We start from the raw sequence: 14,315 nt of genomic DNA, 5'->3' as shown, positions 1-14,315 counted from the left end.
CTTCCTTGCTGCACTGAGAACGTGGATGCCCGGGCCTTCGCCTCGCCGAAGCGGCTTCGGCCGCGCAGGCGGGACAAGCCCGGGCATGACGATCTAATGCGCACCGCCCCCACCCGCCGCCTTCACCCGCCGCGTCAGCAGCACCGCGATCGCGGCGAGGACGAGCACCGCGCCGATCACGGCGAAGGCGTCGGAATAGCCCATCACCAGCGCTTGGCGCTTCACGGTCTTGCCGAGCGCGATGATGGCCTGCTCGCGCGCGGCGTTGGGGTCGGGCACGCCGTGGGCCATGAAGTAATCCGTCATCTGCGCGATGCGGGTGCGGACTTCCTCGCGGCCGAGCGTGACCGACTGGCCGATGATGTTGGAATGGAACTGCTCGCGCTTGGTGATGATGGTCGCAAGCGTCGCTGTCCCGATCGCGCCGCCGAGATTGCGGAACATGTTGCTGATGCCGGAGGCCGCGGCCGCATCCTGCGGTGCGATACCGCCCGTCAGCACCGAGGTCAGCGGCGTCAGCACCATGGCCTGTCCCACGGCGCGGACGATGTTGGGGATCCAGAGCTGGTCGCCGGCATAGTCCGGCGACATGCCCGTGTTCATGAAGCAGCTATAGGCGAAGATCAAAAGGCCGGTGATGGCGATATAGCGCGTGTCGAAGCGCTGCATCAGCTTCGGGATCAGCGGGATCAGCACGAGCTGCGGCAGGCCGGTCCAGGCCAGCACGTTGCCGATCTGCTCTGCATTGTAGCCCTGCGCCTGGCCGAGATAGGCGGGCAGAATGTAGACCGAACCGAACAGCGCGAAGCCGACCATGGTCATCGCGAGGGTGCCGAAGCCGAAATTGCGCTGCGTCAGCAGACGCAGCCGGATCAGCGGCTTCTCGATGCTGAGCTCGATCGCGACGAACAGCGTGAGGCTGACGGCCGCGATGATCGCCAGCTTGACGATGAAGGGCGAGGAGAACCAGTCGTCCTTGTTGCCTTCCTCGAGCACGGCTTGCAGCGCCGACAGCCCGATCGCCATGGTGAAGATGCCGGCCCAGTCGCCTTCCTTCAAAAGGCCGAGCTGCATCTTCTGCTTCTCCAGCGTCAGATAGAGCGCGGCGACCATCACGGCGGTCGGGATCACGTTGACGAAGAAGATGGTGCGCCAGCCGTAGTTCTCCGTGAGATAGCCGCCGATGGTCGGGCCGATCGCGGGTGCGAAGGTCACTGACAGCGCGAAGATCGCGAGCCCCACCGGCTGCTGCGGCTTCGGCAGCTTGGTCAGCACCAGCGTGAACGCCATCGGGATCAGCACGCCGCCGGCAAACCCTTGCAGGCCGCGCATCGCGATCATCGACGGCAGGTCGTGGGTGAAGGCGCAGGCGACCGAGAAGGCGGCGAACAGCGTCGCGCTCGCCAGCATGTAGCGGCGGAACGAGAACACGTGGCTGACATAGTCGGTCAGCGGGATCACGATGATCTCGCCGATCAGGTACGACGTCGAGATCCAGGAGCCGTTGTCGGCGCCCGTGCCGATGCCGCCCTCGATGTTGGCCAGCGAGGCGTTGGTGATCTGGATGTTCAGGATCGCCATGAACGAGCCGATCATGGCGGCGAGCACGGCGACCCAGACCGCGGCACTTGCGCGGTTGGGATCGCTGGCCGCGCGATCAGACGTCGCGGCCGGTGTTGCTTGCGTCGAAAGCGAGAGGCTGCTTGACATGGCACGATCCTCCGGAGACGAGCTTTGCCTTTACGTTTGTCTTGGGTGCCGCGGCCGCATGCGCGGTCGGCGCGGTCGAACGTGTTGCGATGGTCGGGATCACGGACATGCCGGGCCGCAGCGCGATCGCGGGGCCATGCGCGGTGTCGAGCGCGATCTTGACCGGGATGCGCTGCACCACCTTGGTGAAATTGCCGGTGGCGTTGTCGGGCGGCAGCAGCGCGAATTCCTGGCCGCTGGCCGGCGCAATGGAATCGACGCGGCCATGCACCACCTGTCCCGGGAACATGTCGACCTCGATATCGACGGTCTGGCCCGGCCGGACGTGGGTGAGCTGGGTCTCCTTGAAATTGGCGACGACATAGGCACCTTCAGCCGGCACGATCGACATCAGCTGCGTGCCCGCCTGCACGAACTGACCGACGCGCAAGGAGCGGTTGCCGACGACGCCATCGATCGGCGAGACGACTGTCGTGTAGCCGAGATTGAGCTCTGCCTGCTGCTGGACCGCGGCGGCGCGCGCGGCGGCGGCTTTGGCCTGCACGATCTCGGCCTTGAGGAGATCGACCTGCTTCTGTGCGGAGATGAGGTTGGCGTTGTCGCGCGCGATCGCGGCGTCCGCGCCGGCATCGCGCGCCTGCGCCTGCTGCGCATTCTGCACGCTGCCATAGCCGGTCTTGGCGAGATCCGTGTAGCGCTTGTTCTCCTGCTGCGCGAAGGTCTTCGCGGCCGTGTCGACATCGATGGTCGCCTTCGCGGCTGCGATCACCGCTTCCTGAACCTCGAGCTGGGCCTGCTTGCTCGTCACCGTCGCGTTCGCGGCGGCGACATCGGCGCGAGCCTGGTCGAGCGCGACGCGGAAGTCGCGGTCGTCGATCCCGGCCAGCACCTGTCCGGCCTTCACATGCTCGTTATCGGCAACCAGAACCCGGTTGAGATAGCCGCTGACCTTCGGCGCGATGGTGGTGTTGTCGGCCTTCACATAGGCGTCATCGGTGGAGACGAGGTACTGGCCGACGGTCCAGTAATCGTAGCCGTACCAGCTTGCGCCGGCCAGCGCGACGAATGCCGCGCCCATCAGCAACAGTTTGCGAAGATTGAGTTTTTCCCGGCTGGCGCGGGTCGGCGTGGCGGGCAGGACACCCTCCAGCGCGGATGCGGGAAGGGCGGTCTGGGCGGCTGCGGATGGGGTGGTGTGGACGGTCATGGCCGGCTCCCCTGAATTAGGAAACTTGACGATTTCCAAAATGAGACTAGCTTTGGAATTGTCAATGGAATGACAGGCATCATTTAAAGACATGGCTGAGAAAAACTTGGCTCAGGCAAAATCGGAAAGCGAAGCCCGCCCGCGCGGACGACCGCCGGTGCGCAGCGACGAGGAGACGAAGCAGATCGTCCTCGAAGCCGCGCGGCATACGTTCGCCAGCGAAGGCTATGCGGCGACCAGCACCGAGGAGCTGGCGCGTGGCGCCGGCATCTCGACCAAGACGCTGTATCGTCTGTTCCCCGGCAAGGCCGCGCTGTTCGAGGCGATGTGCGCGGACAGGCTGGAGCGCCTGCTGTCAGCCGTCGATCTGCAAACCAGCGACGAGGTCGATATCGAAACCGGCCTGCGCGCCGCGCTGCTGGCCTGCGCCGATCTCGCGCTTGACCCGGAGGTCGTGGCGTTGCAGCGCATGGTGCTACAGCAATCCGCCACATTTCCCGAGCTCGCTGCGAACTTCTACAACAACGGCATCGCCCGCACCGTCAAGGCGCTGGCGGGCTGGCTGCGCCTTCAGGTCAAGCGCAAGCGCATCGCCGTCGACGATGTCGATGACGTCGCCGGCATGCTGATCGGCATGGTCGCATCGGCGCCGCAGCGTGCCGCGATCTATGGCGGCATGCCGCTGCCGTCACGCAAGCAGATCGAGCGCCGGGTGCGGACCTGCGCGGCCCTGTTCCTCGACGGCTGCCGCGTCGAATCGACCTGACGGCCGGCTTTTGACAAGCCGGGTCGCTTCGGCTATGTATTTCGCATGCGAAATAAAGAAGCCGGCGCGCGGCATCATCGGCTGATCTATTTGCTGAGCGTCGCGCAACGCCGGTTGCAGCGCTGGATGGCGGCGCGGCCCGAGAACGAGGTGACGCCGGCGCAGGCGGGGCTGTTGTTCATCCTCGGCAAGCAGGACGGCGTCCTGATGGGCGAGGCGGGCGCGGCACTCGATATGGGGCCGGCCGGCATTTCCGGCCTCGTCGACCGCACGGCAGCCGCAAGACTGATCGAGCGGCGGGCCGACCGCGAGGACGGGCGCGCCTGGCGCATCTGGCTGACGCCGAAGGGGCGCACTGCGCTGGCGCAGGCGAAAGCCGGCGCGGCCGAGGTCAACGCGGCGCTGACGGACGGATTTACAGCTGCGGAGATCGACATCGTCGCGCGCTGGCTGACGAGCATTCAGGACAAGTTTCCAAGAGACCCGACAAGAGACCCCACAAAAGATCCAGAGGACTAAGAGGAGAGACCCATGACCGAGCATGTGCGAGTTGAGAGCAACAGTGGAATCCTCAGCCTCACGCTGGCGCGCCCCGACAAGAAGAACGCGCTGACGGATGCGATGTACGGCAAGCTTGCCGATGCCATCGAATCCGCCGAGTTCGATCCGTCGGCCCGCGTGATTCTGATCCGCGGCGAGGGCGACATGTTCACCGCCGGCAACGATGTCGGCGAGTTCGCGGCCGTCGCCTCCGGCAAGTCGGAAGGAAGCCGCAACGTCGTGCGCTTCATCCAGTCGCTGGCGCGCTGCACCCGGCCGCTGGTCGCGGCCGTGCAGGGCCGCGCCGTCGGCGTCGGCTCCACGATGCTCCTGCATTGCGACCTCGTCGTGCTCGCAGACAACGCGCAATTGTCGACGCCCTTCGTCAGTCTCGCGCTGGTGCCGGAAGCGGCCTCCAGCCTGTTGATGCCGGCGCGCATCGGCTATGCCCGCGCCTACGAGATGTTCGCGCTCGGCGAAACGGTGCCGGCGAAGGCCGCGCTGGAATGGGGGCTCGCCAACCGCGTCGTGCCGCTCGACAAGCTCGATGCCGAGGCGCTTGCGCTCGCCCAGCGTCTCGCCCGCCAGCCGGCCGGCGCACTCACCGCCACCAAGAAGCTGATGCGCAACGGCGAGGTGCTGGTCGCGCAGATGCAGGCCGAAGGCGAGCAGTTCGCGCAGCGCCTGCGCACAGCGGAGGCGCGCGAAGCGTTCACGGCGTTCGCCGAGCGCCGCCCGCCCGACTTTACGAAGGTTGCATGACGACGGCTTGCCGGGGCCAGGCGAGGTGGTCCCGGCAATTTGACTAAAACCTTAACCGATCCTTGGTATGTCGCGGTGCAGGGTGGCTACTTCTGATGGTAGGCCCCCCGACCCATGGCAATGTTTAAGAAATCGGTAAGCTCGCTTCTCCTGACGCTGATGGCCCTGTTGGCCGCCGGCGCGCTGGCCAGCACGGCGATCCAGATGGTCGGTGCCTTCGGCCGCTATAGCGACAGCCTCGAAACGGCGCGGCTTGCGGCCGCCGACAAGGCGATCTTCCATGGCGTGCTCGCGCTGCGCAACAATCGCGGCGATGCCCAGAGCGCCATCCTCGGCGAGGATGACCCGCGCGCCAAGTTAGGGGCCGCCGAGAAGGCCGAGCAGGCCGGCTATGACTCCATCGTCGCCGCGCTCTCCACCATCGAATTCGCCCGTCGCGACGAACTCGCAAGCGCGCTGACGCAGCGCTGGAGTGAAGCTGCGCCGAAGTTCCAGCTGTTCTACGACGAGGCCAAGCTGCCGCGTGCCGAGCGCAAGATGGAGCGCACCGGGGCCTGGTACGATGCCGTCACCAAGGTGATCGACACCGCCAATCTCGCGTCCACCGCGGTGTCGAACCGCGCCTGGATGGACGATCCCTTCATCGCCCGCATGATCCAGGTCCGCCGCCTTGCCTGGCAGGTGCGCGACCGTTACGGCATCCAGTGCTCGACCTTGCGTCCGAACATCAACGCCAGCAAGCCGCTCGACGAGACCCAGAAGCAGACCGTGGCCGGCTGGAACGGCATCGTCGGCGCAGGCTGGACCGGCATGGGTGAGTTGCTGGCCGCCCCGGACGTGACAGCGGACCTAGTCAACGCCGCCAACGAGGCGCGGGCCAAGACCGATGGCGTCCTCAAGCAGATCGGCGAGCTCACCAGGAATCTCGACGGCAGCGGCAAGCCTGCGATGCCCGCCTCGGAGTGGAACGCGCTGTGCCAGTCGCCCTTCGCGTCCATCGTCGCGGTCGCGAACAAGGCACTCGATCAGTCGATCGCGCGTGCGGAGACGGTTCAGGCGAAGGCGCTCACCAATCTCGTGGTGCAGTCGCTCGCCTTCCTGCTGGCGCTCGCGGTAACGCTGGCCGGCGTGTTCGTGGTGCGCAACCGCCTGATGCGCCCGGTGCGCGCCATTCTGGACGCCATCGCCCGCATCAGCGCGCGCGACTATGCGACGCCGGTTCCGCAATCGCGCTATCCCGACGAGTTCGGCACCATGGCCGCCGCGCTCGAAAGCCTGCGCGAGAGTGCGGCGACCGCGGAACGCCTCGGCCAGGAACGCGAATCGCAGCAGGCGCTCCAGCTCGCCCGCTCCGGCACCGTCGATGCCGCGTGCCGCAGTTTCGACGACACCGTGCAGGCCGTCATTCACGGCGTTGCGGCGTCGACGAGGGAACTCGATGCCACCGCGACCGACGTGCGCTCGCTGGTTTCGGAATCGAGCAGCCAGACCGCGGCGGTCTCGTCCTCCGCCGAGCAGGCCACCAACAATCTCGAGACCATCGCCGCCGCGACCGAGGAACTGTCCGCATCCGTCGGCGAAATCTCCGCGCAGGTGCAGGCCAGCGCCCGCGAGGCGCGCGAAGCCGTGGCGCAGGCGGAGCAGACCAACGCGACGGTCGAGATCCTCGACCAGACCGCGAGCCGCATCGGCGAGGTCGTGAAGATGATCAACGCCATCGCCGGCCAGACCAATCTTCTGGCCCTGAACGCCACGATCGAAGCCGCGCGCGCGGGCGAGGCCGGCCGCGGCTTCGCCGTGGTCGCCGGCGAGGTCAAGAGCCTCGCCTCGCAGACGGCGACGGCGACGGAAGAAATCTCGCGTCAGGTCGCGGAGATCCAGGGCGCCACCGGCCAGGCCGTTGCCGCCATCCGTTCGATCGGCGGCGCCATCAGCGGCATCGACGAGAAGATGACGGCGATTGCCGCCGCCGTCGAACAGCAGCGCGCGGCGACCACCGAGATCTCGCGCAATTTCCAGCAGGCCGCTCAGGGCACGCGCGAGGTCACCGACACCATCGGCAGCGTCGCCAGGCTCAACCAGGAGACCGGCAACGCCGGCACGGTGTTGTCGGAGTCCGTCAAGAAGATGTCGGCCGACGCCGATCGTCTCCGCGTCGCGGTCGAGGGCTTCCTCGGCGCGGTGAAGAGCGCGTAGCTCCCATCGATCCTTTCGTCCTGACGTCGCGCGGGCATTGCCGCCGGTCCGCGCGGCGGGTACATCTGTGCCGCCGCGCCACCTATGCGGCGACAGACGTAAGACATATCAGGGATGGAGAGTTCAATGCCGGTCACGCCACACCACAAGGCCCAGCGCCCCTATCGCGGCGTGTTCCCGGTGGCGCCCACCATCTTCGACGAGCGCGGCGAGCTTGACCTCGAGGGCCAGCGCCGCTGCATCGATTTCATGATCGATGCCGGCTCGAATGGTCTGTGCATCCTCGCCAATTTCTCCGAGCAGTTCGTGCTCACCGATGCCGAGCGCGAAACCGTGATGCATGCGGTGCTGGAGCACGTCGCGGGACGGGTTCCCGTGATCGTGACGACGACCCATTTCAGCTCGGCGGTCTGCGCGGCGCGCAGCAAGCAGGCCGAGGCCGCGGGCGCCGCCATGGTGATGGTGATGCCGCCCTATCACGGTGCGACCTTCCGGGTTCCTGAGAAAGGCATCGTCGAGTTCTTCAAGGTGCTCTCGGGCGCAATCGACATTCCCGTCATGATCCAGGATGCGCCGGTCGCCGGCACGCCGCTCTCGGTCGAGCTGCTGGCGCGGCTGGCGCGCGACTTCGCCAACATCCGCTATTTCAAGATCGAGGTCGCAGGCGCAGCGTCGAAGCTCCGTAGCCTGATCGAGGCGGGCGGCAAGGACATCGAAGGCCCCTGGGACGGCGAGGAGGCGATCACGCTGCTTGCCGATCTCGATGCCGGCGCCACCGGCGCCATGACCGGCGGCGGCTATCCCGACGGCATCCGCCAGATCATCGATCCCTATTTCGCCGGCGATCGCGAGAAGGCGAAGGCCGCCTATGAACGCTGGCTGCCGCTGATCAACTACGAGAACCGCCAATGCGGCCTGATCGCCTGCAAGGCGATGATGCAGGCCGGTGGCGTGATCAAGTCGGAGGCCGTGCGGCATCCGCTGCAACCGCTGCATCCGGCGACGCGTGCGGGCTTGCTGGAACTCGCCAAGGAGCGCGACGCGCTCGCGCTGCGGTGGGGGAAGTAAGGGCCACTTGCTGCGTTGCGCTGAATACCTCAGCTGTCGTCCTGGACAAGCGAACTGCTGGCAAACGCGTAGCGTTTGTCCAGAGTGAGCGCCGATCCAGGACCCATTACCTAGGGAAATGGTTTGGCGAAGATTCGCTGTTGGCAGCTCGCGCCACAACTCCTCCCTGGGGTAATGGGTCCTGGCTTTCGCCAGGACGACATCGGAGAAGAGGCGGCGCCCTGGCTCCATCGCAAAAGCCCATCTCGGCTGAAGGCGTCGAATTAGCGCGGTTCGGGCCGTTTCCCACAGCCTGGCGATGACATAGTATACGCCGGCCAACCAGGCCCCGCGGAGCATCTCGAGACATCGCGTAACACCTCTTCATAATGCCGTTATCCCGAGCGAGGTTGGCGCGAACCAACAGAACAGGGAGGCAGTGCCATGACGATGAGGCCGGACCCCACCTTTCACGCATCGCCCAGGCTTGCGATGGAAGCGCCTGCGGAGAACTTTGCCTACACGCTGCTGCTCAGTCCGGATTTCTCGAAGCCGGACGCTCTCGCGGTCATCGACGTCAAGCCGGGATCGCCGACCTACAGCCAGATCGTCCACACCGTGACGATGCCCAACAAGGGCGACGAGTTTCATCACTTCGGCTGGAATGCCTGCTCCTCCGCTCTGTCGCCGCTCACCGGGCACGCCTTCATTGAGCGGCGCTATCTCATCATCCCCGGGCTGCGCTCGTCGCGGATCTACATCATCGATACCAAGCCCGATCCGACCAAAGCCAAGATCCACAAGATCATCGAGCCCGAGGAAGTCTTCAAGAAGACCGGCTACTCGCGGCCGCACACCATCCATTGCGGGCCGGACGGCATTTACGTGAGCACGCTGGGCGGCGGCGGCAAGGACGGCACCAACGGGCCTCCAGGCGTCTTCATCATGGATTGCGAGACGTTCGAGGTCCTTGGACGATGGGAGATCGACCGCGGTCCGCAGACGCTGCATTATGACTTCTGGTGGAATCTGCCGCGCGACTACATGGTGACGAGCGAATGGGCGTTGCCGCCGCAGTTCGAGAACGGGATCGTCCCGGAGGATCTGCTGTCGAACAAATATGGCCATCGTCTCCACTTCTGGGATCTCCGCGCCCGGCGCAACGTGCAGACCGTCGACCTCGGCGCCAATCATCAGATGGCGCTGGAGGTGCGGCCTGCGCACGATCCGGTTCGCGAATACGGTTTCGTGGGCGTTGTGGTCGACACCACCAATCTCGAAGCATCGATCTGGACTTGGTGGCGCGAAGGCGGGAAATTCCATGCCGAGAAGACGGCGACGATCCCGCCCGAGCCCGCGCCGAAGGAGAAGCTCCCGCCGCTGCTGCAGGGATTCGGCGCCGTGCCACCGCTGGTGACCGACATCGACCTGTCGATGGATGACCGGTTTCTCTATGTCTCGTGCTGGGGTACCGGTGAAATGCGCCAGTACGACGTCAGCGATCCCAGAAAGCCGAAGCTTGCGGGCTCGGTTCACATCGGCGGCATCGCACGCCGTACAGCGCATCCGAATGGCAAGGCCTTTGCGGCCGGCCCGCAGATGGTCGAGATCAGCCGCGACGGCAGGCGCGTGTACTGGACCAATTCGCTCTATTCCACCTGGGACGACCAGTTCTATCCCGATGGAGTTCCGGGCGTGGAAGTCATGGCCAATGTCGGTCGCAACGGCGGCCTCGAGCTCGACAAGGACTACTTCGTGAGCTTCCCGGACGGCTATCGTGCGCACCAGATCAGGCTGGAGGGCGGCGATTGTTCGACGGACTCCTTTTGCTACCCGTCGGTCTAGATTGGGGGCACGCGAGCCCGGCGCTTGGCTGGCTGTGGCTCGCGCTTGTTGCGAGCGGCCTCTATCACGGAGTCAATCCGGGGATGGGATGGCCGCTCGCCGTTTCGGCCGGGCTCATGGACAAGAGCCCATCCGCGCTCTTCCGCGCGTTGTGGGCCCTGGCGGCCGGGCATCTCCTGGCAACACTTCTCGTGCTGCTGCCGTTCGCGTTCCTGCTCGTGCTGGCCGAGTGGCAGCGTTCGATCCAGATCGGCGCGAGCCTTCTCGTCATCGGCTTTGGCGTCTATCGACTGATCGACCGGCGTCATCCCCGCGCGCTGGCACGAATTCCGCCGACGCAATTGGCGCTCTGGTCGTTTGCCGTCGCCATTGCTCACGGCGCCGCCTTGATGCTGGTGCCGATCTATCTCGGGCTCTGCCAGGCCTTCGAGCTCGATGCCGGCCATGAGGCGGCGGGCGCGCTGATGAAGGCAAATCTCGGGATGGCGGTGCTGGTGTCCCTGGTGCACGTTGCCGCCATGGTCGGCGCCGGCGGATGTCTGGCGTGGCTGGTCTACCGCCATCTGGGACTGAGGTTCGTTTCGCGAAGCTGGTTCAATCTGGATGCAGTCTGGGCGGTCAGCCTCGTTCTGGTTGGCGCCGTGGCGCTCGCCTTGAATCTTGCGAGCTGGCGCTGAGGTCTACCGCGCCAGAGGCCACTCGTCGACGATGTGGAATCTTGCCGACGCATCGTCCTGCCTGAACAGCGCGATACGATCGATCGCCAGCGTATCGAGCTGCAACGTCGCAAACCGCGCCCGCAGCATTGCCAGAATCGGCCCGCGCCGCTCCGCGTCCAGCCGCCCCGTCAGCGTCATGTGGAAGCGGAACTGTTCCATCACGTAAGGGTAGCCCCAGCGATCGAGATGGTCGCGCTGCCGCTCGCTCAGCTTCTCGGGCTTGCGCCGTGCGCGGTCTTCCGCCGTCAGCTCGGTGCGAAAGGAATCGAAATCGCGGACACAATCGGCGGCGAGCTGCTGGAGCGCGTCGACCGGCTCAGCCGGAATGACGGCGATGAAGCCGCTGATGGAATCGACGACGGGGCGGATCACGGGGACAGGCCGCGCCTTGCCGGCGAACGCCGCGCAGGCGTTGCTCAACTCCGACTCTGTCCGGCCGGGGGCGAGTGCCATCGGCGCCTTCAGCGTGGCATGAAAGCCGTACTTGCGGGGATCGGCGCTGACCTCGCGCCAGTCCGGCGCGACTTGCAGCGCGTCGCGCGGGAACGGCAGCTCGTTGCCGGTATAGGCGTCGTAGCCGAGCAGCTCCGCGCCGAAGCGGGAGAGGGCGCTGTCGCTGCCTGCGGCAAAATAGATCGCGTAGCGGGGAATCATCGGCCCGAGCATAACCGGTTTATGCCGCGACGACAGCCTCACGCGGCGTTGCCGCCGCGCTAAGCAGTCGTGTTGCATCGGTGAGATGTACGAGCTTTCCGCCTGATATCACCGCGATCAGCCGCGGCCGCAGCTTCACGCTGTCGTCCACCAGCAGAATGTCGGCGCGGCGTCCTTCCGCAAGCACGCCGCGATCGGTGAGGCCGGTTGCGCGGGCAGGCCCGGCGGAGACCAGGCTCCAGGCCTTCGCCAGCGGCAGCACGCCATCGGCGGCGAGGCGGAATGCGGCGAGCAGCTGCGCGGGATAATAATAGTCCGACGCCAGCACCGAGCAGAGGCCCTTTGCGATCATGTCGGATGCCCTGGTCCAGCCGGTGTGGCTGCCGCCGCGCACGACATTCGGCGCGCCGTAGACGATGGCATCGCCGTGGCTGGCCGCCGCCCGCGCGGTCTCCTCGTTGATCGGAAACTCGGCGATGTCAGCGCCCAGCTCGCGAAACTCCCGGCGCATGGCCGGCGTCGCGTCGTCATGCGAGAGCATCCGCACCTCGGCGGAACGCGCCGTCGCGGCGAGCCGTGAAACCGAAGCCGGCACGTCGGCAGCGCGCGCAACCACGCGATCGACCAGCCGGTCGAAATCCTCGGCCGACAGTCCGGTGCGCTCCACCATTCGGTTGCGCTTCCGGGGCTTGGCCATGTCGGCGACGGTGCCGTCCATATGGTCGTTGAAGGCGAACAGGTCGACGCGGCCCTCGGCGAGCCACTGGCTGATCTCGGCCTCGGCGTCGAGATTGTAGGTCTCGTGGCGCAGGTGGAAGCGGGTGTCGGCGGCGAATTGCGGACGCTGCCGCTCGATCGCCTCCATCAGGCCGCGCGCGTTATCGGCACTGCGCAGGCCCGGCTCCCACGAGCAGGTCGTGGCGTGGAATACCGTGGTGATGCCGTTGCTGATCGCCTGGCGATCGCTGTCGGCGAGCGCGACGTCGATCGGGAAGTCGACGCCGGCGCGCGGCATCATCTGCCGCTCGAAGGCATCGCCATGCAGATCGACGATGCCGGGCAGCACCAGAAGATCGCGTGCATCGATCGCGAGCCGCGCCCGGCCGCGAGAGGCATCGATCGCTGCGATGTCCTGTCCGGACACCGCCAACGAGGTTTCAACGAGCTCGGTGCCGATCAGGGCCCGGCCACCTTCAAGGAAAATGTCTGTCACGCGATTGCGCTTCTTTTGCTGCGAGAGGAGCTTGCCCGTGCTTCATATGTCGAGAGGAAATCTTCAATCCCGAGCTTGCGGAAATCGGGCAGGGCGTCACGCAATTTGTCGTGATCCCAGTCCCACCAGGCGAGCCTGGCCAGCCGTCCGGCGATCTCCTCGGAGAACCGCCGCCGCACGATCCGCGCAGGATTGCCCGCGACGATGGTGTAGGCCGGCACGTCCTTGGTGACGATGGCGCCGGCCGCGATCACCGCGCCGGTGCCGATGTTGCGGCCCGGCAGCACGATCGCGCCATGGCCGATCCAGACGTCGTGGCCGATATGGACGTGATGCTGGCGCCGCCAGTCGAAGAACTCGGTGTCGTCGCTCTCGCCTTCGAAATAGGCGCTCGAACGATAGGTGAAATGCGCCTGGGTCGCACGGTGCATCGGATGGTTGCCGGGATTGATGCGCGTCATCGCCGCGATCGAGCAGAATTTTCCGATGGTCGTGTAGGTGATCTGCGCATCGTTCACGACATAGGAGTAATCGCCCATCGCCACTTCATGCAGGATCGTGCGTGCGCCGACCTCGGTGTAGGCGCCGAGCCTGGTCTCGTGGAGCTTCGCGGAAGGATCGATGGTCGGTTGAACCGAGAGCGTCTTGCCGGCCATGTTACATCCGTCATGCGAGGGCGGGCGTTCCTCTTCGAGTGGCCTGATGACATTGTCATGACGATGCAATGACAGGGGATGAGGTGTGTAGGATCGCCGCACCGCAACGCGCATGTCACACAAGTGTCAAGCGCCGGCGTTAGCGGTGGGTCCCAGCTACTCTGGAGCCCTGCATGCTGGTGGTTGAAGGTCTGACGTGCCGCTTCGGCGCAAAAGCCGCGGTGGACGACGCTTCGTTTCAAGTCTCCCCCGGCGGCTTCGTCGGCGTGATCGGACGATCCGGTGCCGGCAAGTCGACTCTGCTGCGCACCATCAATCGCCTCGCGACGCCGACACAGGGCCGCATCCTGTTTGACGGCATCGACGTCACCGCGCTGCGCGGCAAGGAGCTGCGGCAGTGGCGGGCGCGCTCGGCGATGATCTTCCAGCAGTTCAACCTGGTCGGCCGGCTCGATGTTCTCACCAACGTCCTGATGGGGCGCCTTGCGACCATGCCGGCCTGGCGCTCGCTGTCGCAGATCTGGCCCGAGCAGGACAAGGCGCTGGCGATGTCGGCGCTCGAGCAGTTCGACATCGCCTCGCTCGCGGCCCAGCGCGCCGACCAGCTCTCCGGCGGCCAGCAGCAGCGCGTCGCGATCGCCCGCGCGCTGGTGCAGCAGCCCGACATCATCCTTGCCGACGAGCCGATCGCTTCGCTCGATCCGCGCAACACCAAGATCGTCATGGATGCGCTGCTGCGCATCAACAAGCACTTCGGCATCACGGTGCTCTGCAATCTGCATTCGCTGGATCTGGCGCGCAGCTATTGCGACCGCCTGATCGGCATGGCCGCAGGCCGCGTGGTGTTCGACGGCGCACCGTCCGCGCTGACCGATCACGTCGCGCGCGAGCTCTACGATCTCGAAGCCGCCGACGTCATGGGCGGCATGCCTGTCCCGGCGCCCGAGGGCGTTCCCGCGCTTGGAACGGCTGCGGCGGCCTGAGCCGCGCCACCTGTTTG

General features: G+C 66.1%; 13 protein-coding genes. 8 read left to right on the top strand and 5 right to left on the bottom strand.

The features are described 5' to 3' along the window. Positions 1 to 93 precede the first annotated feature (93 nt). Together RAD15_RS29440 and RAD15_RS29435 are read right to left on the bottom strand one after the other, a co-directional pair. Positions 94 to 1,710: an MDR family MFS transporter gene (locus RAD15_RS29440; protein WP_458181715.1), complete on the bottom strand. Its 1,617-nt coding sequence runs from the start codon at positions 1,708 to 1,710 to the stop codon at positions 94 to 96. Then, positions 1,658 to 2,917 carry an HlyD family secretion protein gene (locus RAD15_RS29435; RefSeq protein ID WP_458181714.1) on the bottom strand — a complete coding sequence of 420 codons (1,260 nt, stop codon included), beginning with the start codon at positions 2,915 to 2,917 and terminating at the stop codon, positions 1,658 to 1,660. The genes RAD15_RS29440 and RAD15_RS29435 overlap by 53 nt, the downstream gene beginning before the upstream one ends. 106 nt (positions 2,918 to 3,023) lie before the next feature. Between RAD15_RS29435 and RAD15_RS29430 the strand changes: the two genes are divergently transcribed. The 7 genes from RAD15_RS29430 to RAD15_RS29400 all read left to right on the top strand — a co-directional run bounded on the left by RAD15_RS29430 (position 3,024) and on the right by RAD15_RS29400 (position 10,750). Further along, a complete protein-coding gene (locus RAD15_RS29430; RefSeq protein ID WP_458181713.1) occupies positions 3,024 to 3,683 on the top strand; it encodes a TetR/AcrR family transcriptional regulator in 660 nt (219 codons plus the stop codon). Positions 3,684 to 3,728: 45 nt separating this feature from the next. Further along, a complete protein-coding gene (locus RAD15_RS29425) occupies positions 3,729 to 4,202 on the top strand; it encodes a MarR family winged helix-turn-helix transcriptional regulator (protein ID WP_458181712.1) in 474 nt (157 codons plus the stop codon). 12 nt (positions 4,203 to 4,214) lie between these two features. Then, the gene (locus RAD15_RS29420; RefSeq protein WP_458181711.1) at positions 4,215 to 4,985 is read left to right on the top strand and encodes an enoyl-CoA hydratase; all 771 of its coding nucleotides are present in this window, start codon (positions 4,215 to 4,217) and stop codon (positions 4,983 to 4,985) included. Positions 4,986 to 5,099: 114 nt separating this feature from the next. Next, the gene (locus RAD15_RS29415) at positions 5,100 to 7,181 is read left to right on the top strand and encodes a methyl-accepting chemotaxis protein (protein ID WP_458181710.1); all 2,082 of its coding nucleotides are present in this window, start codon (positions 5,100 to 5,102) and stop codon (positions 7,179 to 7,181) included. A 126-nt stretch (positions 7,182 to 7,307) separates the two neighbouring features. Continuing rightward, the gene (locus tag RAD15_RS29410) at positions 7,308 to 8,249 is read left to right on the top strand and encodes a dihydrodipicolinate synthase family protein (protein WP_458181709.1); all 942 of its coding nucleotides are present in this window, start codon (positions 7,308 to 7,310) and stop codon (positions 8,247 to 8,249) included. Between the two features lie 423 nt (positions 8,250 to 8,672). Continuing rightward, on the top strand, positions 8,673 to 10,073 hold the full coding sequence (locus RAD15_RS29405) for a selenium-binding protein SBP56-related protein (protein WP_458181708.1): 1,401 nt from the start codon (positions 8,673 to 8,675) through the stop codon (positions 10,071 to 10,073). 83 nt (positions 10,074 to 10,156) lie between these two features. After that, positions 10,157 to 10,750, top strand: a complete 594-nt coding sequence (locus RAD15_RS29400) for a hypothetical protein (protein ID WP_458181707.1) — start codon at positions 10,157 to 10,159, stop codon at positions 10,748 to 10,750. A 3-nt stretch (positions 10,751 to 10,753) separates the two neighbouring features. On the opposite strand, the gene RAD15_RS29395 is transcribed toward RAD15_RS29400, so the two are convergent. Genes RAD15_RS29395 through RAD15_RS29385 form a run of 3 tightly spaced genes read right to left on the bottom strand, consistent with a single transcriptional unit; the run spans position 10,754 to position 13,315 of the window. Further along, complete coding sequence (locus RAD15_RS29395) at positions 10,754 to 11,458, bottom strand: DUF1045 domain-containing protein (protein WP_458181706.1); 705 nt, start codon at positions 11,456 to 11,458, stop codon at positions 10,754 to 10,756. 7 nt (positions 11,459 to 11,465) lie between these two features. After that, complete coding sequence (locus RAD15_RS29390; RefSeq protein ID WP_458181705.1) at positions 11,466 to 12,659, bottom strand: alpha-D-ribose 1-methylphosphonate 5-triphosphate diphosphatase; 1,194 nt, start codon at positions 12,657 to 12,659, stop codon at positions 11,466 to 11,468. Then, positions 12,656 to 13,315, bottom strand: coding sequence for a transferase hexapeptide repeat family protein (locus tag RAD15_RS29385; protein WP_458181704.1), 660 nt, complete (start codon positions 13,313 to 13,315; stop codon positions 12,656 to 12,658). Before RAD15_RS29385 ends, RAD15_RS29390 begins: the two co-directional genes overlap by 4 nt. Before the next feature lie 173 nt (positions 13,316 to 13,488). Between RAD15_RS29385 and phnC the strand changes: the two genes are divergently transcribed. Further along, positions 13,489 to 14,298 (top strand): phosphonate ABC transporter ATP-binding protein, encoded by an 810-nt coding sequence (phnC, locus tag RAD15_RS29380; protein WP_458181703.1) that lies wholly within the window; start codon positions 13,489 to 13,491, stop codon positions 14,296 to 14,298. Positions 14,299 to 14,315: the final 17 nt, after the last annotated feature.

It is taken from the genome of Bradyrhizobium sp. 14AA (genome assembly GCF_054185205.1).
Note: the sequence above shows the minus strand (reverse complement) of the source record. Positions and strands in the feature narration are given on the sequence as shown.

Coding starts and splice junctions, on each gene's coding strand:
- RAD15_RS29440 (WP_458181715.1), bottom strand. CDS start 1,710: ATGTCAAGCAGCCTCTCGCTTTCGACGCAAGCAACACCGGCCGCGACG.
- RAD15_RS29435 (WP_458181714.1), bottom strand. CDS start 2,917: ATGACCGTCCACACCACCCCATCCGCAGCCGCCCAGACCGCCCTTCCC.
- RAD15_RS29425 (WP_458181712.1), top strand. CDS start 3,729: ATGCGAAATAAAGAAGCCGGCGCGCGGCATCATCGGCTGATCTATTTG.
- RAD15_RS29420 (WP_458181711.1), top strand. CDS start 4,215: ATGACCGAGCATGTGCGAGTTGAGAGCAACAGTGGAATCCTCAGCCTC.
- RAD15_RS29415 (WP_458181710.1), top strand. CDS start 5,100: ATGGCAATGTTTAAGAAATCGGTAAGCTCGCTTCTCCTGACGCTGATG.
- RAD15_RS29410 (WP_458181709.1), top strand. CDS start 7,308: ATGCCGGTCACGCCACACCACAAGGCCCAGCGCCCCTATCGCGGCGTG.
- RAD15_RS29405 (WP_458181708.1), top strand. CDS start 8,673: ATGACGATGAGGCCGGACCCCACCTTTCACGCATCGCCCAGGCTTGCG.
- RAD15_RS29400 (WP_458181707.1), top strand. CDS start 10,157: ATGGGATGGCCGCTCGCCGTTTCGGCCGGGCTCATGGACAAGAGCCCA.
- RAD15_RS29395 (WP_458181706.1), bottom strand. CDS start 11,458: ATGCTCGGGCCGATGATTCCCCGCTACGCGATCTATTTTGCCGCAGGC.
- RAD15_RS29385 (WP_458181704.1), bottom strand. CDS start 13,315: ATGGCCGGCAAGACGCTCTCGGTTCAACCGACCATCGATCCTTCCGCG.
- phnC (WP_458181703.1), top strand. CDS start 13,489: ATGCTGGTGGTTGAAGGTCTGACGTGCCGCTTCGGCGCAAAAGCCGCG.